General features: G+C 72.6%; 18 protein-coding genes. 3 read left to right on the forward strand and 15 right to left on the reverse strand.

What is annotated here, in order from left to right:
• Positions 1–160: 160 nt before the first annotated feature.
• Both ACIGWZ_RS15795 and ACIGWZ_RS15800 read right to left on the reverse strand, forming a co-directional pair.
• Complete coding sequence (locus ACIGWZ_RS15795) at positions 161–820, reverse strand: response regulator (RefSeq protein ID WP_400064795.1); 660 nt, start codon at positions 818–820, stop codon at positions 161–163.
• A gap of 6 nt (positions 821–826) precedes the next feature.
• Complete coding sequence (locus tag ACIGWZ_RS15800; RefSeq protein WP_400064797.1) at positions 827–2,137, reverse strand: sensor histidine kinase; 1,311 nt, start codon at positions 2,135–2,137, stop codon at positions 827–829.
• Between the two features lie 257 nt (positions 2,138–2,394).
• On the opposite strand from ACIGWZ_RS15800, the gene ACIGWZ_RS15805 reads away from it, so the two are divergent.
• Together ACIGWZ_RS15805 and ACIGWZ_RS15810 are read left to right on the forward strand one after the other, a co-directional pair.
• Entirely contained in the window at positions 2,395–3,096 is a 702-nt protein-coding gene (locus ACIGWZ_RS15805) for a class I SAM-dependent methyltransferase (protein ID WP_400064799.1), read from the forward strand.
• Positions 3,097–3,137: 41 nt separating this feature from the next.
• Positions 3,138–3,671: a GNAT family N-acetyltransferase gene (locus ACIGWZ_RS15810; protein WP_400064801.1), complete on the forward strand. Its 534-nt coding sequence runs from the start codon at positions 3,138–3,140 to the stop codon at positions 3,669–3,671.
• Between the two features lie 114 nt (positions 3,672–3,785).
• Here ACIGWZ_RS15810 and ACIGWZ_RS15815 read toward each other — a convergent pair whose 3' ends face one another.
• Positions 3,786–4,334 (reverse strand): hypothetical protein, encoded by a 549-nt coding sequence (locus ACIGWZ_RS15815; RefSeq protein ID WP_400064803.1) that lies wholly within the window; start codon positions 4,332–4,334, stop codon positions 3,786–3,788.
• Positions 4,335–4,507: 173 nt separating this feature from the next.
• Positions 4,508–6,334: a hypothetical protein gene (locus tag ACIGWZ_RS15820; RefSeq protein ID WP_400064805.1), complete on the reverse strand. Its 1,827-nt coding sequence runs from the start codon at positions 6,332–6,334 to the stop codon at positions 4,508–4,510.
• Between the two features lie 288 nt (positions 6,335–6,622).
• Here ACIGWZ_RS15820 and ACIGWZ_RS15825 point away from each other — a divergent pair, with 288 nt between their 5' ends.
• Positions 6,623–7,447, forward strand: coding sequence for a formyltransferase family protein (locus tag ACIGWZ_RS15825; RefSeq protein ID WP_400064807.1), 825 nt, complete (start codon positions 6,623–6,625; stop codon positions 7,445–7,447).
• A 27-nt stretch (positions 7,448–7,474) separates the two neighbouring features.
• On the opposite strand, the gene ACIGWZ_RS15830 is transcribed toward ACIGWZ_RS15825, so the two are convergent.
• From ACIGWZ_RS15830 to ACIGWZ_RS15880, 11 genes are all read right to left on the reverse strand, one after another.
• The gene (locus ACIGWZ_RS15830) at positions 7,475–9,058 is read right to left on the reverse strand and encodes an AMP-binding protein (RefSeq protein ID WP_400064809.1); all 1,584 of its coding nucleotides are present in this window, start codon (positions 9,056–9,058) and stop codon (positions 7,475–7,477) included.
• An 80-nt stretch (positions 9,059–9,138) separates the two neighbouring features.
• A complete protein-coding gene (locus ACIGWZ_RS15835) occupies positions 9,139–9,753 on the reverse strand; it encodes a 4'-phosphopantetheinyl transferase family protein (RefSeq protein WP_400064811.1) in 615 nt (204 codons plus the stop codon).
• The gene (locus ACIGWZ_RS15840; RefSeq protein WP_400064813.1) at positions 9,750–10,922 is read right to left on the reverse strand and encodes an acyl-CoA dehydrogenase family protein; all 1,173 of its coding nucleotides are present in this window, start codon (positions 10,920–10,922) and stop codon (positions 9,750–9,752) included. Before ACIGWZ_RS15840 ends, ACIGWZ_RS15835 begins: the two co-directional genes overlap by 4 nt.
• Positions 10,915–12,090 carry an acyl-CoA dehydrogenase family protein gene (locus ACIGWZ_RS15845; RefSeq protein ID WP_400064815.1) on the reverse strand — a complete coding sequence of 392 codons (1,176 nt, stop codon included), beginning with the start codon at positions 12,088–12,090 and terminating at the stop codon, positions 10,915–10,917. The genes ACIGWZ_RS15840 and ACIGWZ_RS15845 overlap by 8 nt, the downstream gene beginning before the upstream one ends.
• Complete coding sequence (locus tag ACIGWZ_RS15850) at positions 12,087–12,365, reverse strand: acyl carrier protein (RefSeq protein ID WP_400064816.1); 279 nt, start codon at positions 12,363–12,365, stop codon at positions 12,087–12,089. The genes ACIGWZ_RS15845 and ACIGWZ_RS15850 overlap by 4 nt, the downstream gene beginning before the upstream one ends.
• Before the next feature lie 26 nt (positions 12,366–12,391).
• Positions 12,392–13,531, reverse strand: coding sequence for an acyl carrier protein (locus ACIGWZ_RS15855; RefSeq protein ID WP_400064819.1), 1,140 nt, complete (start codon positions 13,529–13,531; stop codon positions 12,392–12,394).
• 66 nt (positions 13,532–13,597) lie between these two features.
• Entirely contained in the window at positions 13,598–14,311 is a 714-nt protein-coding gene (locus ACIGWZ_RS15860; RefSeq protein ID WP_400064821.1) for a maleylpyruvate isomerase family mycothiol-dependent enzyme, read from the reverse strand.
• Positions 14,308–15,579, reverse strand: a complete 1,272-nt coding sequence (locus ACIGWZ_RS15865; protein WP_400064823.1) for a pyridoxal phosphate-dependent aminotransferase — start codon at positions 15,577–15,579, stop codon at positions 14,308–14,310. Before ACIGWZ_RS15865 ends, ACIGWZ_RS15860 begins: the two co-directional genes overlap by 4 nt.
• Positions 15,576–16,958 carry a KamA family radical SAM protein gene (locus tag ACIGWZ_RS15870; protein WP_400064824.1) on the reverse strand — a complete coding sequence of 461 codons (1,383 nt, stop codon included), beginning with the start codon at positions 16,956–16,958 and terminating at the stop codon, positions 15,576–15,578. Before ACIGWZ_RS15870 ends, ACIGWZ_RS15865 begins: the two co-directional genes overlap by 4 nt.
• Positions 16,958–18,631, reverse strand: coding sequence for a carbamoyltransferase C-terminal domain-containing protein (locus tag ACIGWZ_RS15875; protein WP_400064827.1), 1,674 nt, complete (start codon positions 18,629–18,631; stop codon positions 16,958–16,960). The genes ACIGWZ_RS15870 and ACIGWZ_RS15875 overlap by 1 nt, the downstream gene beginning before the upstream one ends.
• Positions 18,632–18,661: 30 nt before the next feature.
• On the reverse strand, positions 18,662–21,094 hold the full coding sequence (locus ACIGWZ_RS15880; protein ID WP_400064829.1) for an ATP-grasp domain-containing protein: 2,433 nt from the start codon (positions 21,092–21,094) through the stop codon (positions 18,662–18,664).
• Positions 21,095–21,127 lie beyond the last annotated feature (33 nt).

Consider the following 21,127-nt stretch of genomic DNA (forward strand, 5'->3'; position numbering starts at 1 on the left):
CCGGCTTCCTGCCCTCGACGAGAACGGGTTGAGCTTCGGCCCGCCGGGCGGGCAACGGCGGTCCCGTCCGCTCCCCTGACGCACTCGGAGTGCGGACCTGGCGCCGGTCGGGGGAGATTCCCGAGTGCGTCTGCGGTTTCCGTTGCACGGAGGGGAGTTGTCAGGATCCTGCGACGACGAGACCGGTCTCGTAGGCGAAGACCACGGCCTGGGTGCGGTCGCGCAGGCCCAGTTTCACCAGGATGCGACTGACGTGGGTCTTCACCGTCTGCTCGGCGATGACCAAGTGCGCGGCCAGTTCGGAATTCGACAGGCCCTGCGCGATCAGGCAGAGGACCTCCGTCTCCCGCTCCGTGAGATCCGCCAGGCGTTTGCGCCGTGGGCTGCGCGGTCCGCCCATTTTGGAGAATTCCTCGATCAGGCGCTTGGTGACGTTGGGGTCCAGCAGCGCGCCGCCCGTGGCGACCGTACGGACCGCTTCGGCGAGTTGATGCGCCGAAGAGTCCTTCAGCAGAAAGCCGTTCGCGCCGGCGCGCAGCGCCTCGTAGACGTATTCGTCCACGTCGAAGGTCGTCAGCATGATGATTTTGACGTCCGGGGTGCTTTCCGTTATGCGACGCGTGGCTTCCAGTCCGTCGAGCACCGGCATTCTGATGTCCATCAGGACCACGTCCGGACTCGTTTCCTCGATGCGCCGGATGGCGTCCTCGCCGTTCACCGCCTCGGCCACGACCTCGATGTCCGGTTGGGCATTCAGGACTATGCCGAAGCTCTGCCGGATCAATTTCTGATCGTCGGCGATCAGTACGCGGATCGTCATACGTCCTCATTCCTGCTTTCCGGTGGGCAGCGAAGCGGTGACTTCGAACCAGCCGTCTTTTCGGGGCCCCACTTCGAGGGAACCGCCGAGTGCGGACGCCCTTTCCCGCATACCCAAAACGCCGTGCCCCGTGCCTTTTCGATCCGCCACGCCTTCTTCGGCCGGGCTGTTGGCGACCCGTATGCCGAAATCGGCCCGCCCGTAGGATAGCTCCATGTCGACCCGGCACCCGGGGGAATGCCGCAGGGCATTGCTCAGCGCCTCCTGGACGATCCGGAACGCCGACAGTTCCAGCGCCTGCGGCAACGGCCGCGGAGTACCGGAGACCGTCGGCTCGATCCGCAGACCCGCCGCGCGGACGTTGGCCACCAGCTCGTCGACGTTCTCCAACGTCGGCTGGGGCGTGTAGCGGCCGTCCGGGGTCAGCTCCTCGGCGCGCAACATGCCCAGGATGTGCCGTAGTTCGGTGAGCGCGGCGAGGGCGTTCTCCCGGATGCTGGCGAAACTGTCGCTCAGCTCCGGGGGCGGCTCGGTCACGCGATACGGCGCGGCCTCCGCCTGCACGGCGACGACGGACATATGGTGCGCGACGACGTCGTGCAGCTCGCGGGCGATCCGGGTGCGCTCCTCCAGCAGCGTACGGCGGGTCCGTTCGACCTCCGTCAGGGCCTCCTGCCGGCGCAGTTGGCGCAGCGCCGCGCTGCGTCCCCGGACGGTCGTGATGATCACCAGCCCGAACCCGGAGAGCAGCGCGAATACCGGCAGCACGCTGGTGGTGGACTGCGGCGCCGGGCCCACGGTCAGCAGCCCGCCCAGCAGCAAGGTCAGCGCCCACTGCGTGACGTACACCCGGGGTCTCACCCGGCAGGCCACGAGCAGCGTGACCGCCAGATGCGCGATCAGGCCCGTTTCCGTCCACGGCCACGGCACGTCGTCCCGCACCGCGACGCCGAGGACGGCCGTGCCGACGGCGTACGGGAGCGAGGCCGCGAGCGAGAGCCACCAGGCGACCAGGGGGCGGAACAGGGCGAGCACCAGGGCGGCGGCCGGAACGGCGGCGATGAGTGCGGCGGCGGGCCATCCCAGGCCGAGCCGCTCGACGACGATGACGGTCCCCGCCGCGCCCATGTCCGCCGCGAGGAGAGCGACGGCGACGAGCGGCAGATGGCGCACGATCTGGTTCCTGGCCCTCCGGCCGGGCGGCAGGGTGCGCAGGGAGAACGCACACAGTTCGCGCGCCGTCGTCAGCAGGGTCGTCCGGGCCGATCGCCATGCGAACGGGCGTGGTTCGGGGGGACGTCGATATTCCGATATCACGCGCTCATGGTACGGATGCGCGGTGACATGACGCCCCGTCGAAGGTCCGGGGGCCCGCGCTGCCGGGCGGGTCATACCTGAGAGCTACGCGCCGACATGGCTCGTGAGCGTGATGCCCTTCCGCGCCGCGAATTCTAGATTCGTATCGGCCGCGGAAGGCGGCGGGATCTCAGCAATGTGCACTTTCTTTCGTTCGCTGCCCGCCAACTGCTTTTGCGTGTCTTTTTCTTCATACACATCTCACCCTCGGAGGAAGAGTGGAAGCCATATCCGTCGATCACGTCCGCACGCTGTACCGGAAGTACGAGAGCGATCTGCGGGCCGTGCGGGACGCCCAGCGGCGGTTCCTCCGTGAGCGCGGAAAGGCGATGAAGGCCCAACTCGACGACTTCGAGGCGGAGTTGACCTATTTGCTGCTGCGTGATCTGCGCCCCGAGGTGGTGGTGGAGATCGGCACCTTCTACGGCTGGTCGACGCAGTGGATCCTCAGCGCGCTGCGCGACAACGGCACCGGGCATCTGCATTCGTTCGACATCGTCGACAACGTCGTCCGCAATGTCCCGCCGGAGCTCTCCCGCGGCCGGTGGACCTTCACCAAGGGCGACGTGCGCGAGCATGTGGACAAGGTGCCCACCGCGACGACGGACTATCTCTTCATCGACGCCGACCACGGCGCCCGCTTCGCCCACTGGTACATCGAGAACCTCTTCCCGGCCGTCCCGCCTCGCACCCCCACCAGCGTCCATGATGTCTTCCACGGCCGACGGCCCAAGCCGTTCAGCGAGGGTTCGGTCATCGTGAAATGGCTGGCCGACAACGCCCTCGCATACTTCACGCCGTCCACCGCCAAGGCCCCCGAGGTGGCCCGCCAACTCGCCGCGGTGAAAAGCGAACTCGGCCTCGACGAGCCGGTCCGGACCAGCGACCACAACCCGATGATCTTCTTCACTCTTCCCTGACCGGAGGGCCGCTGGGCCGCTTTCCGGTCCATCATGCAGGGATGACTGGGAACCCACCTTCCGCGTCGCCGACAATGGTGCGGCTCGCGCGGTACACGGAGACGGAACTGCAGGAGATTTTGGGGGACGGCGACGATCCGTTCGGGGTCGCGGAGGCCGGCCTGGCCTGGCTGCCCAAGGAGGACCACTTCGGCATCAGGAGCGACGGCCGCCTCATGGCGCACGCCGGTCTGCTCGTGCTGCCGGTGTCGATCGGCGGGGTCGAGACCAAGGTGGTGGGACTGGGTGGGGTCGCCGTCGCACCCGATGTGCGGGGGCGCGGTCTGGCGCGTCGGGTCGTCACGGCCGCGCTGGCCCATGCGCGGACGCTGGGACCACGGTACGGGTTGCTCTTCTGCCGGCCGCCTCTCGTGCCGCTGTATCAGCGGCTGGGGTGGCACGCGCTCTCCCAGGACGTGCAGGTCGAACAGCCCGAAGGCCCGGTGGTCATGCCGCTGCGGACCATGTGGACGCCGTTGCACGACGACGCGAGCGCGCCGGAGGGAGCGGTGCGGCTGCTGTCACTGCCTATGTGACCGGCGGTTTCGGATCTCGTCGCCGCATTCCTCAACGGCCTTGCCCCATGGGTTCGCGATGAGGAAACCGAGGGGTTTCGCGCGCACCTCCGGGCGGCGAGAGCCGGACCCTCCTCAGCAGCACTGCCAAAGGAAGCGGCCCTCCTTGCCGTCCGGCGAGACAAAGGCCCAACCGGACCCGGAGTCGCCGAAGTTGACGAAGAAGGGCAGCGCTTCCGTCAGCTGAACCACCAGTTCCCAGCCCTCTCCCGGATGCTCGTCTTCCTGCACCCATTCCGGCTCGATGCCGGGTCCGCCGAGGAAGAGCGAGGTGTGGCGCTCTGCCGTGCGCGGCACATGGTCCGCACCCGCCGTGGGGCCTTCCGCCTGTTCCCGGACGGTCACGAAGTCCGGTATGCGGCCGCCCGGCTGGATCACCACGGCGTTGTCACCGCGTTCGGGATCCCAGGTACACCCGTCGGCGTCCCCGGTCATGAACAGATAGGCGAGGCGGCCCCCGTCCAGTGCGAACTGACCCAGGAACTCCATGGGTTCACCGGTGGTCCGTGACAGCGGCCACTGCGGCTTTTCCCACCACACCGGCTGCCCGCCGACCTTGGTCACCGGCTCGCGGACGGGACTCTCGGTGGGAACGAATTCAAGACGGGCTCCAGGCTGATGCATGGACACTCCTTGCGGTGGTACGGCGCATCAAGCAGGACCCTTCGGATGGTAGACGCCCCCACTGACAGGCTCCCGACGTCGGCCAGGCGGCCCGCGGTGCACGGGTCCTGCGGGGAGACCTCCGCGTGAGGACGCGGTCCCGGGCGGGTGTCGCTGACACCCGGGGCGGCCGGTCAGGCGCGTTCGGGCCAGGGGAAGCCGAGTTCCTCGGCGCGCCGGCGGCTGCCGCCGCATACCCGTCCGTAGGTCGTGGGGTCCTCTTCGGCCAGCCGGCGCAGGGCAGCGGCGGCCTGGGCCTCGGGCGGGGTGCCGTCGTCCGGTACGACCCAGCGGAACTGGAGGCGGCCATCGGCTCGTTCCGGCATCCCGGACGCCGGCCGCGGCGCGTACCAGAAGGTCACCACGGTGGTGTCCGGGTCGTCGAAGCCGCTGCTGACCCGGCCCCGTTCCGCGTCCCACCGGCCCAGCAGCTCCGGCTGCTCGATCAGGCCCTCGTTGATCAGGCGGGCCATGGTGCGGGCGGGCCAGGACCAGGAGCGGTCGGCCTGCGCGCGGGCGATCTCCGCGTCGTAGGCGCGGGCGTCGAAGCGGTGGGCCGGCAGCTCGGGTGCGGGCTCGTGGGAACCGGGCATGGTCCGCGGTCGCCGCCAGTTCTCCCATATCACCTCGTTCCCCGCTCTCCGGATGGTGACGTAGAGCGCGCCGCAGCACCCCTCCGTGCAGTAGGCCTCCGCGAGTTGCACCTCGCGGGGTTCCGCTCCGGCCCGTAGCCGGCCCTCGTCGAGCAGGTACTCGGGGCTGTGCGCGGGACCGTGTCCGAAGACAGCGGGGACCAGGGGGCGGCCATCGATGAGGATGCGGGTTTCGACGGGTTCCCGGTCCGCGGGGTCACCGGCCACCACCTCGATGCTCAGCCCGCAGGGTGGGGCCGAGCGTCCGAACGGCTGCCGTCCGGTGCGGCGGATCCAGTCGGCTCGCAGCCGCTGGTCCGTCCCGCTCGCAGCGGCGCCCACCGCCGCCCATCGGGGCCCGGCCAGCAGCCGTCCGAGCGATTCCAGCAGCGCCGCGCGCCGTCCGGGCGGCCAGTCCAGCAGCACGCCGGTGCCGCTGCGCAGGTCCAGGGCGAGCGAGAGCAGCATGGCGGCGTTGTCGAGGGTGGGCGGCAGCAGGCCGGCTCGCGTGATGACGCAGTCGTACACGCGCAGCGCTTCGCGGTAGGCGAGGAGGTCGGTCGGGTCGTCGCGCGAGCAGCCCATCCGGACGAGCAGCCTGCCCGCCCGGGCAAGCATGTCCGCGTCGAAGGGGTGGTGGTCGAGCAGGTCGGGCAGCCGGGAGGCCTCCGCTATCCGGCGGGCGACCGCGCTGCTGACCGTGCGGGGTGAGGTGGGGAAGGTGACCAGCTCCGTGCGCACGGTCTGCCGGTCTGCTGTCCGCAGGGCGTGGACGAGTCGCTGTAGAGCGTCGCGGCGGGCGTAGGCCGTGAGCCAGACGACGGCAGCGGTCCGGCGATCGAGGACTTCGAGCGCGTCGACCGCCGCGCGGGTGAGATCCCGGAAGAGGCCGAGAACGGAGAGATACGGGATGTCCTCGGGCTCGCCGAGGCGGGCGAGCAGGGCGAGGCCTGCGGTGACGGCGGGCACGGTCGTACCCGTCCGGGTCAGCTGCCGGCCCAGGGAGCGGGCCGCCTCCCGCTGTTCCGCCGGCAGTGGCAGCCCAGCGACAGCGAAGCGGATCAGATGCCCGTGGCCGTCCTGAATGCCGAGTCGGACGAAGTTGCGGTGCAGGCCGGCGGGGTCGTCCGGTAGCGGGTCGAGCGCTTCCCGGACGGCATCCTTCGCCTCTTCCCAGGACAGCGGATCCTCGGCGGCCTCGGAGTTCCAGGGGAGGGAATAGCCACGCCGGGGCGGCACGCCGTCGGGGGACGTCCGCAGCAGATCCAGGGCGTGGTCGTACAGGGCGGGTGGGAGGCCGAGCGCGTCGCGCTCTTCCTGGGCGCTCACCGGGTGGAGTGGGACTCGATTCCATAGGTCATGTCGAAAGCTTGTCAGCCGTTCGGCGTCCTGTCGACGGAATTAGGGCGCTTCTGACGCTTCGAGGGCATGGCGGGCGGAACGGGGCCGGCCGGGCGAAGAATGCGCGCTCGGTGGTCGGTGTTGGTGACCTTGGTCCGGCCGTGGTCGTTCAACCGGCGTCGGCTCGGCAGGCAGGGCGTTGTGCTCAATTCTTTGGTACCGGTCTCAGGCGGCCACGGCCATCCGCTCTGCCCCTTGCGAAAGAAAGGGACATGGGTGCGCATTCTGGTATGTGCTCAGCGGGATCTTGTGGTGTGCGTGGCGCTGAACCGGCTGTTGCCGGAACTCGACGGACACACCGTCGCGGTTGCCCTGCAGCGTCTGCCGCCGGGTGATCCGACCTCGGATTGTCCTTTGGCGCGTCAGCGCTGGTTCGAGCGGGACCTCGCCTGCCGGGAGATCTTCCCGTCCCTGGACCGCTTGCCGCACCCCGCCGGGGAATTGCTGACCTTCCATCATTTGTCGCGCAGGCACGGGATTCCGTTCCATGACATCAAGCGCATCAATACGGGCGACGGCTATGCCATGGTCCAGGATTTCCGGCCGGATCTCATTCTGTCCGTGCGGTTCGGGCTGATCTTCAAGGAATCGGTCCTTTCCCTCCCTTCCATCGGCGTGCTGAATGTCCATCCGGGGGCCCTCCCGCAGTACGCGGGAATCGCGGCACCCATGCGCACCATGCTCGCCGGTGAGCAGAAGCTCACCAGCACCCTGCATGTGATCGACCGGGGCATCGACACGGGGCCGGTGATGGCGAGCGCCGCATGGCCGGTGGACCCGACCCGCTCGTTGTTCTGGCATCTCATGCCGTTGTACGTACTGGGCGTCGAATCCTTCTTGCAGGTGCTGCCCGGCGTTGCCGAGGGCAGGCGGCCCGCGGCCCGGCCGCAGGACCGGGCCCGGCGCCACTATCACGGCGAGCCGACCGCCCAGGAGATCAACGCCTTTGAACGGCAGGGCTTTCGCTTCCTTCGCGAGCGCGACTTCGACGAGACCGTCCGACGGTTCGGCGCCGACGGGTATTCCAGCACGCCATCGTGAGTGCAGCGACGCGGGTGCCGGCGGTGATCACGCCTGGCCCGGCGCCTCTGCCGGGCGCCCGGTGCGACGCCCGCCCGTCGCCCCGAGGACGGCTCCGAGGGCCGTCCGGTCAACCTTGCCGTTGTGGTTGAGCGGGAGGACGTCCAGCCGGGTGAGCGTGGCGGGCACCATGTAGGCGGGGAGCCGGTCCCGGAGGGCGGCCCGGAGGTCGTCCCCGCCGTCGGCCGTCCCGGTGTAGGCGGCGCCGAGTTCGACGCCACCGGGGTTCGCCAGCGGCACGACGGCCGCATCGAGGACGCCGGGCAGTGCGCGCAGCGCCGCCTCCACCTCGCCGAGCTCGACGCGGTAGCCGTGCACCTGGACCTGCTGGTCACCGCGCCCGAGGTGCACCAGCGGCGGGGCGGCGTCCGCGAGGTCGCCCGGGGTGCCGGGCAGGGTGGTGACGCGGTCGCCGGTGCGGTACCAGTGGCCGTCGGTCAGGGCGGTGGCGGGGTCGTACGGTGTGCCGTCGGACGCGAGGAAGCGGCCGGTGTTGTTGGCCGGGTCGAGGTAGCCGGGGAAGCGTTGGGCGCCTCGGACGCACAACTCGCCCTTGTAGAGGCGGAGTTGCAGGCCGGGGTGGAGCGTACCGATCGGGACGGTGCCGTTGGCGGGGGCCGGCCAGTCGGTGCGGTCCGCCGGCAGCCGGTAGGTGGTGCACGTGACGGTCAGTTCGGTCGGGCCGTAGGCGTTTTCCACCGCGCTGTGCGGCGCGGCCCGTTGCCAGGCGTCGGCCTGCTGGAGGGTCAGCGGTTCGCCGCAGAACATGCTGGTGCGCAGCGTCGGCATGCTGCCCGGCCGTAGGGCGCGGAACCGCTGGGCGAGGGAGATCACCGACGGCACGGAGTTCCAGTGGGTGAGGGCGCGTCGGGTGACGAAGCGGACCGGTGCGAGGAGTTCGTCGCGGGTCGCGGCGACCAGGGTGGCGCCGCTGCCCCAGGCGGTGAACATGTCGTGCACCGAGGGGTCGAAGGTCAGGTCGAAGGTCCCCGAGAAGCGGTCGCCGGGCCCTGCCGCGCAGCGCGGAACGACGTGCGCGAGGTAGGCGCAGACGTTGCGGTGCTGGATGGGGACGCCCTTGGGAACGCCGGTCGAGCCCGAGGTGAAGAGGAGATAGGCGAGGTCTTCGGGGCGGGCGGTGCGGCCGGTGGGGGGCGCCGTCGCCGTGAGGCGGAGCAGTTCGGGGTCGGTGAGGGCCAGCGTGGGGACGTCGGGCCACCCGGAGTGGTCGGCGGTCCCGTCGGCCAGTACGGCGTCGAGCCGCGCGGCCCGTACGATCCCGGCGTTGCGCTCAGCGGGGAAACCGGGGCCGAGGGGGACCACCGCGGCGCCGAGGCGCTGGACGGCGAGGTATCCGGCGTAGGCGACGGCGGTGCGGCCGGCCAGCAGACCCACCCGGCGGGGCGTTGTGCCGTCCAGGCGCAGGAGGAGGCGCGCGGCCAGGGCGTCGGCGAGGCGGGCGAGCTCGGCGTAGGTCAGCTCGGTGTCGCCGATTTCGAGTGCGGTGCGGTCCGCGTGGGCGGCGGCGGAGGCCGCGAACCAGTCGTAGAGGGTGTGCCGTTCGGCGGGCATGCGTACCGTTCGCCTTTCTCGGGGGGTCGGGTCCGGCTCGGAGGCCGCGGCGGGTGCCGCGGTACCGGCCGTGCGGGCGGTCATCCGCGGGCCATGGGAAACGCGCAGCTCAGGGGCAGCGGGGAGCGGTCGCGCAGGCTGATCCAGCGGTAGTCGCCCCAGTGGCCGGACCGGGCGCCCGGCGGCACGTCGATGGTCCAGGGGCGCCCGGCGAACCCGGCCCCGCTGGCCTTGACGCACGCCTCCTGGGCCGTCCAGACCCAGGCGACCTCCTCGGCGGCCCGCTCCGGGGGCAGCGCGGCGATCCGCCGGGCGTGCTCGTGCAGCAGCCGCCGGGCGAACGAGGCGGTGACGGAGGTGCCGGGGCGCTGCACGTCCACGCCGAGGGCGCGCCCGGCAGCGACCCCGACGGCGATCGCGCCCTGGCTGTGCGAGACGCTGATGCCGACGTCGGGGTGCCCGTGCAGCCAGGGCTTGCCGCGCGGGTCGGTGGTGATGTCGGCGTCGGCCAGGGCCGGGCGGAGCGCGCCGAGGGTGTCTCTCAGCAGCCCGCGGCCGGCGAGGAATTCCCGGGCCCGCCGGTCCGGCAGGGCGGCGGCGCGGCGCAGGTCGTCGCGGTGGGCGCTGGGCGCGATCCGGTCCTCGGTGGCCGTGGTCACCCAGACCTGGTCGGCCACCAGGAGGGGCGTGGTCACGGCAGGGTGCCCGGCCGTTCCAGGTCTGCCAGGACGCTCTCGGCGGCGTCCGCCAGCGCCCCCAGCACCACTTCGTTGGCGCCGCCGCCGATGCCGAACAGCGCGGCCTGGGCGCGTATTTCCTGGATGCCTCCGGTGGTGAAGCCGGCCGCGCCCCACAGCTGGCCGCATTCGGTCAGTACGTGGTTGACGGTGGCGCCCGCGGCGGCCTTGAGCGTGGCGGCGGCGGTCGCGTCGTACTGCGCGACCACGGGCTCCGTGTACTCGGTGACCAGGGTGTGCAGTTCCCGGACCCGCAGGAGGCAGGCCGCGAACCGCTGCCGTACGGCGGGCTGGTCCCAGAGGGTGCCCGTGCCGTGCGGGCGGCCGGAGAGCCGGTGGTGGGTGCCGGCCAGGATGCGGCGGCACAGGGCCACGCCCCACTGCGCGCCGGCGAGCCGTTCGGTGGCGATGTGGCGGGCGAAGAGCGGGAGTCCGAAGCCGACCCGGCCGAGGACATGGTCCCGGTCGAGCCGTACGCCCTCGAAGGCGACATGGCCGGTGCCCGAGGCGGCGAACAGCGCGGTGTCCGCGGGGCGCACGGTGACGCCGGGCGCGTCGGCGGGCACCAGGACCCAGGTGAAGTCGGTGAAGTGCCGTCCGGCGCGGTGCCGGGCGAGGACGAGGAAGGACTCGGCCGTGGTGGTGTTGGCGATCCAGTTCTTCTCGCCGGAGACCTCCAGCGCGTCGTCCTCGATCCGTACCTGGGTGCGCAGCGCGGTGAGGTCCGTGCCCGCGGTGACGTCGGTGGCGGCCAGGGCGACGGTGGCCCGGCCGGTCAGCGCCCGCTCCAGTGCCCGCCGGGCCGCCGGCGCCCGGCCCGTCGCCAGGACCGGGAGTGCGGTGGCCAATTGGACGCTCACCGACAAGGTGGCGGCGAGGGAGCAGCGGGCGTCCACGGCGGTGAGCAGGTCACCGAGCCCGCCGGGGTCGGTGCCGGTGCCGACGGTGCCGTCGCGGTAGGCCCGGGTGATCAGGCCGGCGCGGCCGAGCGCGGCCCATACCTGCGCGCCGTCCGCGGTGCGCGGCAGCGCGTCGAGTACGGCGAAGCCGGTGGCGGCGGACGGTGGCCGGCCGTCGCCGGCCGGGGGTGGTGCGAGGGGCGGTTCCTGGGGCAGTGGCTCAGGCAAAGCTCACTCCCTGGTCGCGTAGCGCCAGCCGGCCGTCGGCGAGGTGGAGCCGGTCGTTGCTGTAGTTCAGCGGGGCCGAGCGCAGGTCCCGCAGGGCCCGTTCGAGGCGGGTGGGCGAGTCCTGGAGATAGCCGTGCCGCAGCCCGACCGCGGTGATCAGGTCGTCCACGGCCGCTTCGCACTCCTCGGACGCGGTGATCTTCAGGGCGTTGAGCTGGAGTTGACGGGCGGGTACGGACAGGTCCGCTCCCGAGGTGACCGTCCGGAGGGTTTCCTGCAGCAGGGCGTGGACGGCGTCCAGCCGCCTGCGGGCCCGGGAGATGCGGGTGAGCAGCAGTTCCGAGGTGAGGTCGAAGCGCTCGCGCCCCGCGGGGCTGCGCAGCAGCCGCAGCACGCGCGAGAGCGCGCCCGCCGCCGTTCCGAGCCACACCGCCGACCAGCCCAGATGCGCCAGGGGGCCGAAGACCTTGGCGGCGATCTCGTGGAACTGGCCCGGCTCGCCGACGATGTGGTGCTCCGGGACGCTGCCGGTCAGCCGGAGGGCGACGCTGTGGCTGGCGCGCATGCCCATCGGCTGCCAGTCCCCCGATGCGGTGAGGTCCAGCTGGTGGCGGTGCGCGTACACCAGGGACACCTCGTGTTCCGTGGCGGCGCCGGGGCTGCGCATGGTGAGGAGGAAGCCGTCGGCGTGGGCGCCGCCGGTGACGATGGGCGCATGCCGGTCGATCGTCAAGCGGCCCTCGTCGTGGGCGAGTTGAGCCTGCGCGCTGAGCAAATGGCCGCCCTTGCCGGCTTCCGTGGTGACGGAGGCGAGGTAGTTCTCCCCCGCCGCGATCCGCGGCAGCACTTCCTTGCGGAGCCGCTCCTGGCCGTGGCGGACGAGGGCCTCGGTCTGCTGGCAGTGCATCGCGAAGATCATCCCGACGGACATATCGCTGCGTCCCAGGGTCTGCGCGGCCGCGACCATGTCTCCTACGGTGCCGCCGAGTCCGCCGTGCTCGGCGGGGACCAGCAGGCCGAGCAGGCCGGTGCGGCGCAGTGCGGCGAGCGCGTCCACCGGGAATTCTGCGGCCCGGTCGGTGCGCCGGGCGTGCTGTTCGGTGACCTCGGCGACCTCGGCCAGGCGGGCCGTCAGGTCCAGGGAGGCGGCCGTGGGCTCCGGGCTCATGCGGTCACCTCGTCGGTGTTCTGCCCGGCGGTCCCGTCGGGCAGTTCCGCGGCGATCACCCGCCACAGGTTGCCGGCCGTGGCGAAGGTGGCGTCATTGAGCTGGTCGTCCGGCAGCGCTATCCCGAAGGTGTCCTCGATGACGAAGAGCAGCTCGATGGCCTGCATGGAGTCGACGCCCAGGGCGCGCAGGTCGGTGTCGGGGGCGAGGGCGATCTCCTCGGGTCCGGAATGCTTGAGGAAGGGGCGCAGCAGTGCGGTGAAGCGGGGGTCCATGGGGTCTCTCTTCGGTACGGGGTGGTTCAGCGGGCGATGCGGCACAGGTCGTCGACCCGGCGGAGGTTTTCCGGGACGAGCGCGTCGGCGTCCAGTTCCCGGCCCAAGTCGTCCTCCAGCCGCTCGATGATTTCGATCAGCCGGAAGGAGCTGAAGGAGGCGAAGGCGTCGAACGGGGCGCCGTCCAGGAGCGCGGCCCCGTCCACGCCGAGCACGTCACCGGCCAGGGCGGCCACGCGGTGCCGCAGCGCATCGTCCGGGGCCGTGGGGGCGGCGGCGGGCGGGGCGCCGAAGACCGTCCGGTCGGCGGCGAGGACGTCGCGCAGGCGGTCCACGATGCCCGGCGGTTCGGCCCGGCCCCGGGATACCCGCCGGTGGGCGACGTAGGTCTGCTCGACGACCTTGTCCCAGGCGCGCAGGTGCTCGCGCTCGGCCTCGGTCTCCTCGGCCCGGCCGGCGAAGTGCGCGCGGTAGCGAGCGTGCAGCTTGCGCGCACGGGACAGCAGCCAGGTCTCGGCGGTGAGCCGTTCCACGGCCTGCGCGCGGTGGGGGCAGGCGTCGTACGCTCCGAGGTAGGCCGCCACGGCGGCGTCGTCCACCGAGAGCGTCGGCGTCGGCGCGGGGGCCATCCGGCTGCCGGCCGGGGCCAGTTCGACGATGTCGGCCTCCTCGACGGCGGCCAGGTCCGCTTCGGGCAGCACCCAGCGGCCGGGCGCGGCCGGTCCCCAGTGGGTCTCGCTGCGGTAGGCATCCGTGATGTGCCAGCCGCCGGGTGCCGCGGCGAGCAGGAAGCTGTGCTCCATGTGGGCCTGTCCGTGGTACGGCAGCCAGGGCAGGGCGAAGGCATCGGCGACGACGTAGCGGACCCCGCCGTCGGCGCGGAGCCGGGCGAGCAGGTCGCCGACGGCCATCCGCTCCTGTCGCACCACCGTGAGCCCCAGGAGTTCCGGTGCCCGGTGCAGCTGCTGCACCAGCGGCGGGTCGACCGTGGGCAGACCGTCCGCCCCTTCCCAGGAGCCGAAGGTCAGCGGTGCGCCGAGCCGGAGATGCGTTCCGGGTCCGTGGTGGTGGTCCGCGAGCACCGCGAGATTGGCCTGGATGCAGTCCAGTAGACCGCTGTGCACCGAATCCAGGCCGAGGTGCTCCGGTTCGCCGGTGACGGCCATGTGCGTTCACCTTTCTTGTTGCGTGGGGCTGTGCTGAGTGGTGCGGGCGGGGGCGCGGGCCGTCGGTCACAGCCACGGCGGCAGTGCGGGCAGCGGCGCCGTGCCGTCGAGTCCCCTGCCGGTGGAGCGTCCGGCGAGCCATCCGAGCAGGTCGGCGGGGGCACCGGAGACGACCGGACCGCCCGTGCCGAAGCGGGCGAGGAGCGCTCCTTCGGGGTCGCGGAGGGTGAGGTCCGGCATGCCCTCGGCCTCGGCGTAGTAGCCCAGTACGTCGTCGAGGACGATCTGCCGGGCCGGCGCCGGGATGTCGGCGACGTCGTACCCGATGTCCAGGTCCACGTGGTGCAGGACGAGTTCGCGCAGCCGGATCACCAGGATCCGGCGGGGGGTGCACAGTTCACCGGTAAAAGGCCGGACGGTCGCCCGCCAGGCGGGTTCGGGAAGCTCCTCGATCGTGCGCCGGAAGTGGGCGGCGCTGGTGCGGACGTCCGTCACCAGCGCGGCGGCCGGTCCGCGGGCGCCCGCCTCGATCTCGGCGTCGCGGGCCCGGCGGTTCGGGTACTGCGCGGTCTCGATCCCGGTACGGGCCCACTCCAGCAGCCGCTCCAGCGCCGGGGCCTGGCGCGCCAGATGGCTGAGGACGTGGCCGCGGGTCCAGCCGGGGAGCCGGGACGGGGCCGCGATGTCCCCGTCGTCGAGCCGTGCGAGGCCGTCCAGCAGTCGGTCCGTCGCGGCGTCGATCACTGCGAACGATTCCGGGGTGGGGGGTATTTCCTTCACGCTGCTCCCGTCAGCCGGGCGAAGCCCTCGGCGATTCTGGTGAGTTGGCCGGCGATGTGGGGCAGGCGGGTGGGGTCGTCGGCCCGCAGGGCCTGCTCCTGCTGTTGCGCGTCGCCGTACAGCAGGCTGGTGGCGGCCTTGAAGCGCAGCGCGTGCGGATCGTCGCCGAGCAGGTGGCCGGCGAGTACGACGATCCCGGAGTCGTCCAGGAGCCGGGCGGCGAGCGATGCCGAGTCCGTCACCCCGCGGGCGGCCAGCCGGTCGCGCAGCGGTGCGAAGTCCGGGTAGACGTAGAACCCGCCGGTGGGCGGGCGGCAGTCGGCGCCCGCTTCGACGGCGATGCGGTGCACGGCCCGTGCCACCGCGCCGTGCAGCCGGGCACTCCCCCGCATCCGTGCGACGACCTCCGGCGGCTCGGCGTAGGCGTACCGCGCGACCTGCTGCATCGGGCCGGCGAGCGTCGACCAGATCTCGCTGGCCGCGGCCACCACGGCGTCCCGCAGCAGCGCCCCGGTGCCGCCCTCGGGGAAGCGGGCCACGCCGATGCGCCACCCGCCGAGCCCGAGCGTCTTGGACAGTCCGCTGGTGACGACGGTGCGCTCGGGTGCCACCTCGGCCGGGCTGAGGAAGGGCGTGGCCCGGGGGTCGTGGACGCTGTCGCGGTAGATCTCGTCCGAGACGATCAGCAGGTCCTCGGCACGGGCGAGCGCGCACAGGGCGCGGATCACCGAGGGCGGCGCGAGGGTCCCGGTGGGGTTGTCGGGGAGGGTGAGGACCAGCAGCCGGGGGTCGCCGCCCGACTCCCTGGCCCGGCGGATGGTCCCGCGCAGCGCGTCCGGGTCGGGCACGCCGCCGCAGTCGGCGGGGATCGGCACGCCGAAGACCTTCTTGCCCGCGTAGACGGCCTGCGGGGCGTAGGTGTTCCAGGCGGGGCGGGGCAGCAGCACATCACCGGGGATGACGAGTTGCAGCGCCATCAGCAGGGGCTTGCTGCCGGGCGCGACGATCACCCGGTCGGGTTCCGTGGGCAGCCGTCGGCGGGTGAAGTAACCGGCCACCGCGCCGCGTACGTCCTCGGCGCCGGCCACCGGGCCGTAGGCGGAGCGGGCGGCGCCGAGCGTCAACTGCTCGGCCAGTTGCGGCAGTACGGGCAGCCGGGCCTCGCCGAACGCGAGGTGGACCAGGGACGCTCCCGCGGCCCGGCGCTCGTCCACCAGCTGGTTGAGCGCCAGGTTCGGGGAGGGCGGGGCCGTGGTGACGGCGGTCATGGGGCCTTCCTCTCCGCGCGGTGCACCCCGCGGGGCGCACGGTCGGGTGGTGGGGTGGTTGCGGCCGGGGCGGTGCCGCGGACGGCGGCCGCGAGGTCGGCGGGGGTGGCGGGGTCCAGTTCCAGGTCGTCGAGCCAGGCGGCGGTCGGCGAGTAGCGGGCCCGGAACGGCCGGCCGACCAGTGCGGGGTCGCGCGCCTGGAGCATCCGGAGCCGGAAGTACGCCCCTTCGGGTGTCTCCTCGACGCCGTCCACCACGACCTTGCCGGGCGTCGCCGACATGACCGGGCCGCGTACCGTGCGGGCGAGGCCGGGCAGCGTGCGGTACGCCGCGGTGAAGATCTCCACGGCCCGGGTCAGCGGCACCTTGAAGTAGTCGTACGGTCCGGTGTCCCGCTCGACGAACAGGTAGTAGGGCACCGCGCCGACCGCCAGCTCCGCCTGCCACAGCTCGCTCCAGGCCCGCGCGTCGTCGTTGACGTGCGCGATCAGCGGTGCCTGGCAGTAGACCACCGCTCCCGTGGCGCGGATGCGGGCCACCGCCTGCCGCGCGAGGTCGGTCGCCAGCTCCCGGGGATGGCTGAAGTGCGCCATCACGGCGAGTTGCCGCCCGGACGCGACGACGCGCTCGAACAGCCGCAGGACCTCATCGGCGTCCGGATCGGTGACGAAGCGCTGCGGCCAGTAGGCCACGGACTTGGTGCCGATCCGGATCGTGCGGACCGATGCGACGCCCAGCAGCGGCTCCAGGTGGCTGCGCAGCCGCTCGGTGGACATCACCATCGGGTCGCCGCCGGTGACCAGGACGTCGTGCACTTCGGGGTGTTCGCCCAGGTAGTCGAGGAGTCCGCCGGGGTCGGGGGCGGCGAAGCGCAGATCCGCGTCCCCGATGAACTGCGCCCATCGGAAGCAGTAGGTGCAGTAGGCGTGGCAGGTCTGGCCCTGGCCGGGGAAGTAGAGCACGGTCTCGCGGTATTTGTGCTGGAGGCCCGGGAGTTGTACGCCGTCCTGGCTGGGCACGTTGAGCTGCTGCTGGCCGGAGGGGTGGGGGTTGAGGCGGCTTCGGATCTCCTGCACGGCCTCGCGCAGCAGCAGTTTGTCGGCGGGGTCGGCGGACAGCTTCGCGAGCTGGTCCTCGTCGGCCTCGGCCAGCATGCCGCGCTGCGGGAAGGTCAGCTGGAAGAGCGGGTCCTCGGGGACCCGGTCCCAGTCGATGAGCTGGGTGAGGACGTAGGAGTTGACGCGGAACGGCAGCACCAGCGACACCCTGCGCACCGTCTCGCGGATGTCCGCGGGCAGCGCGTGGCGCCGGGCGATCTCGTCGAGGTGGCGCGGGCCGAACGCCCGGAAGCGCGCCGGTTCCGGCAGGCCGGCCGGCATCAGCGGGTGCCTCCCGTCCGGTTCGGTTTGCGGTACAGGTCGTCGCCGAGTACGAGGAAGTCCAGGTCCATGGAGCGGAAGGCCGCCAGCGCGTCGGCCGCGGTGTTGACGATGGGCTCGCCCTTGTCGTTGAAGGAGGTGTTCAGCAGCACCGGTGGCGCGCCGCGCCGCTCCAGGCAGTCCAGGGCCGCGCCCACGGCCGGGGCCTCGTCACCGTGCAGCACCTGCGGGCGGGTGGTGCCGTCGATGTGGACGACGCCGGGGGCGACGCGGCGGCCGAGCGCGGTGGCCTTGGCCGCGCCCAGCATGTAGCGGCTCAGGTGCTCCTGCTGTTCCCACAGTCGGGCGCCGTAGCCGGGCCGGGTCACGCCCGCGAAGGGGCGCCACTGCTCGCGGTTCTTGACGGTGTTCACCCGGGTGTTGACGTCCGCGGTGTTCGGTACGGCGATGATCGACCGGCGGCACAGGGCCCGCGGGCCCACCTCGGAGCGGCCCTGGGCCACCGCGCCGATGCGGCCGTCCAGCAGCAGGGTGGTCAGCTCGTCGATGTCCAGGTCGGTGCGGACCAGGTCCGAGGTGTCCGGTGCGGCCGCGCCGTGGGCGCCGTGGTGGATGTCCGTGCCCAGGTAGGGGCTCAGCGGTCCGGTGTGCTTCGCGGGCGGGCGTACGGTCCATGCGGCGCCGAGGGCGACGCCGGCGTCGTGCGGCACCGGCGGGACGTACAGCGGGCCGGGCAGGGTGCCGTTGGTGCTGCAGTTGAGGGCGACGCCGCCGCTGAGGCAGAGCTGGTCGACGCCGGACGCCTTGCGGGTCAGCGCGGCGAGGTGGGTGACGGTCTGCTCGATGAGGCGCTGTGCGGTGTAGGCGACCAGGATCGCGTTGGGGTCCTCGGTGAGCCGTTCCTCGGGTGCGGTCGGGCCGTCGGCTCCGGCGATCTTCGCGTAGCGCTCCCGCCAACGGCCGACGACGGTGTCGTAGTGCTCCTTGATCTCATCGGCGGTGGCGCTCCCCCGGCTCTCGGTGAGCGGTTCGACGGCGAGGCGGAAGTCGTCGGCCGCGAGGTCCACAAGAGGCTCGACCTCGAGTTGCGCGGCGCGTCCGTAGGCGGCCAGGCCCATCGTCTTGCCGGCGTTGAGGAAGGAGAAGCCGAGCCAGGTGGAGGCGGCGTCGTAGGCGTAGCCGAGCGAGGCGGTGCGCTGCCAGGTGTGTTCCAGGCGGGGCGCGGCGCCGTCCTCGTACGTCCAGATGGTGGAGGACTCGTTCTCGCCGTGGCCGTCGACGACCAGCACGCCGGCCTTGCTGAAGGGCGAGGCGTAGAACGAGGAGGCGGCGTGCGCCTGGTGGTGGGGGACGCGGACGACCTCGGGGGTGCGGTCGCCGAAGTCCAGTCCGACGGCGTACGCGAGGAAGTCGGCGTCGTCGGCGAAGCGGCGCGGGTAGAGCTGCTCGCTGTCCCAGCCGAGGGCGACCACATCGATGTCGGCGGCGGTGATGCCGGCCTGCTCCAGGCAGAAGCGGGCGGCGCCGAGCGGTTTGCGGTAGAGCGAGTGGCGGTGCCGGTTGCAGCGCTCCTCCTCGGTGAAGGCGACGATCTCGCCGTTCTCGTCGATGAGGCAGGCGGCGCTGTCGTGCCAGCCGGTGGGGGGTGCGTTGACACCAAGGATCCACGTCATGGGTTTCTCTCTTCGTCTGCGGACGGGCGGTCAGGGAAGCGGGGTGAGGGTGTGGCGTACGGCGCGCTGGGCGCGGCCGAGCGTGGCGGCGCAGTCCTCGGGGGTGTCGCCGACGGCCACCAGTGCGGCGAGCCGTGGCACGATGCCGCGGGGCGGCAGCAGGAGCCGGGTGCCGGGGGCGGCGAGCGGTACGGCCTCGACGATGCCGGGCTCGGCCGCGGCAGCGGCCAGGTCCAGGGAGCGCACGGTGCCGTCGGCGTCGGGGTAGACGAAGCGGACCTCGGCGCAGCGGTCGCGGTCGGGGGTGAGGTGCGGGGTGCGGCCGAGTGCGATGTCGGCGGCCGCCGCGACCGGGTCGACCCCGGTGGCGAGGGTCCCGAGCAGCGGGATGAAGTCGCCCCCGAGCCGGCCGTTGACCTCGACGACGCGGGGGCCGGTGGGGGTCAGGCGCAGCTCGGTGTGGGTGAGGCCGGTGCGGATGCCCAGGGCGGTGTGGGCGTCGGTGACGACGGCCTGCATCTCGTCGGCCCAGGGCTCGTGGCGCCAGGGGGCGACCAGATGGCCGACCTCCTCGAAGTACGGCGCGAAGCCCAGGCGCTTGTGTGCCACGTTCACGATCCGTACCGTGCCGTCGAACACGGCGCAGTCCACGCTGATTTCGGGCCCGGACAGATACTCCTCCACGATCACCCCGGCCAGCCCGTGGATGCCGGGGAAGGAGGAGCCGCGCGCCTGCTCGTAGGCGCGGGAGACGTCTTTGGCGTCGCCGGCGAGGGTGACGCCGATGCTCCCGGCGAGGGCACGGGGTTTGACCACGACCGGCAGACCGAGCGCCTCGGCCGCGGCCAGCGCCTCCTCGCGGGTGTGGACCTGGCGGAATCGCGCCGAGGGCACCCGGGCGGCGGCGAGCAGTCGGCGGGTGGCGAGCTTGTCGCGGCAGCGGCGAGCGGCCTCGGGGGTCATATGGGGCAGGCCCAGTCGGCGGGCGACCTCGGCGGTGGTCTCCAGGAGCGTCTCGTCCCAGGTCAGTACGGCTCCCGGGCCGCGGTGCCCGGCGAGCAGCGCGGCGACGGCGCGGGTGGTGGCGGCGGTGTCCGCGGTGTCGGCGAGGCGGAACCGGTCGGCCACGTAGGGGCGTTGCCAGTCGACGTCCGAGCCCTGGACCAGCGCGGTGGTGACCCGGTCGGCGAGGGAGGCCAGCGCATAGGCGCGGTAGGGCGGATTGCCGCAGCCCACCACGACGAGCCTGCCCGGAGCCCGGGGATCGACGGGGGTGCACTCCAGCGCGGCGTCCCGCATCGTGCGGCGGACGGCTGCCTCGACCTCGGCGCTGTCGGCGCCCCGGAAGCGGAATCTCGCCCCGGCGTGCTCGTAGCCGCCGCCGCTGAGCACCGCGCCGGGTTCCGGGAGGACTTCGGCGTAGGGCCCGTCTCCCCGGTGCGAGGTGACCGTACGCACCCGGCAGGGCGTCGGCGCCGTGGGCGGCACCAGCAGCCAGCCGGCCACCTGCGCCGGGCCGGCGGCGGACCGGGCCGAGCGGTCCTCGGTGCCGGTCTGATGGGCGACGGCGGCGGCCATCAGGTCGATGCCGTGCACCTCGCGCCAGATGAACGGCACTTCGGCGCCGCCCGGCCGGGCCCCGATCTCCAGGACGGTCAGCTCGCCGGTGTCGCCGGCGAAGAGTTCGAGGTGGAAGACCGAGGGGCCGGAGAAGAGCGCCGCGGTGGCGGCGGCGGTGATCTCGCCGATCCGTGCCAGGAGTGCGCCGTCGTCGATCTCGACCGAGCCGAGGGCGGTGCCGGCGGTGAATTCCAGGCAGGTGTTGAGGTAACGCGAGGCCCGCCAGGCCCCGAGCCCGTCGCCGGTGAAGACGCCGTCGACGTGCAGGACCTGGTGCGGCAGCCAGGCCTGGACGAGCATCTCGGCGTCCGGAGGGAAGTCGTAGGCCCGGATCGCCGCCCCGGTGTCCAGCCGGGTGATGCCCGCGCTGGCGGTGCCGCGCCTCGGTTTGACGAGCACCGGCCCGCCGTGCCGGGCGGCGAAGGCGGCGACCGAGTCGTGGTCCGGGGCGGCGGCCGTCGCCGGCACCGCGACGCCCGCGGCCTCGAGCCGCTGCGCCATCAGCAGTTTGTCGCGCAGCGGCAGCAGGTCCGCGCTGCGCTGTCCCGGCAGGTCGAACTCGCCGCGCAGTTCCGCCGCCAGATCGAGGTCCGTCTCCTGCAGGGCGACGATCCGGGTCGGCGGCCCGACCTGTGCGACCAGCGCGTCGAGGGCGGCGCGGACCGACTTGGCGTTCTCGGTGCTGTCCACCAGGCGTACGGCTGCGGCCTGTTCGGCCGGGAGGTGGCGGGCGGCGCGTTCGGTGGTGAGGTAGCTGACGCGGTGCGCCGCGTGGTCGAGGTAGACGGCGTAGTCGGCGTACCGGTCGGTCCACCGGTGGATGATCACGACATGTTCGGGCACGGGCGGCCTCCTGGGAGGGGTCGAGCACGGGGA

This window comes from Streptomyces sp. NPDC053427 (assembly GCF_044544985.1).
GTDB lineage: Bacteria > Actinomycetota > Actinomycetes > Streptomycetales > Streptomycetaceae > Streptomyces.

Coding starts and splice junctions, on each gene's coding strand:
- ACIGWZ_RS15815 (WP_400064803.1), bottom strand. CDS start 4,334: ATGCATCAGCCTGGAGCCCGTCTTGAATTCGTTCCCACCGAGAGTCCC.
- ACIGWZ_RS15830 (WP_400064809.1), bottom strand. CDS start 9,058: ATGCCCGCCGAACGGCACACCCTCTACGACTGGTTCGCGGCCTCCGCC.
- ACIGWZ_RS15865 (WP_400064823.1), bottom strand. CDS start 15,579: ATGACCGCCGTCACCACGGCCCCGCCCTCCCCGAACCTGGCGCTCAAC.
- ACIGWZ_RS15850 (WP_400064816.1), bottom strand. CDS start 12,365: ATGGACCCCCGCTTCACCGCACTGCTGCGCCCCTTCCTCAAGCATTCC.
- ACIGWZ_RS15855 (WP_400064819.1), bottom strand. CDS start 13,531: ATGGCCGTCACCGGCGAACCGGAGCACCTCGGCCTGGATTCGGTGCAC.
- ACIGWZ_RS15795 (WP_400064795.1), bottom strand. CDS start 820: ATGACGATCCGCGTACTGATCGCCGACGATCAGAAATTGATCCGGCAG.
- ACIGWZ_RS15845 (WP_400064815.1), bottom strand. CDS start 12,090: ATGAGCCCGGAGCCCACGGCCGCCTCCCTGGACCTGACGGCCCGCCTG.
- ACIGWZ_RS15875 (WP_400064827.1), bottom strand. CDS start 18,631: ATGACGTGGATCCTTGGTGTCAACGCACCCCCCACCGGCTGGCACGAC.
- ACIGWZ_RS15870 (WP_400064824.1), bottom strand. CDS start 16,958: ATGCCGGCCGGCCTGCCGGAACCGGCGCGCTTCCGGGCGTTCGGCCCG.
- ACIGWZ_RS15810 (WP_400064801.1), top strand. CDS start 3,138: ATGACTGGGAACCCACCTTCCGCGTCGCCGACAATGGTGCGGCTCGCG.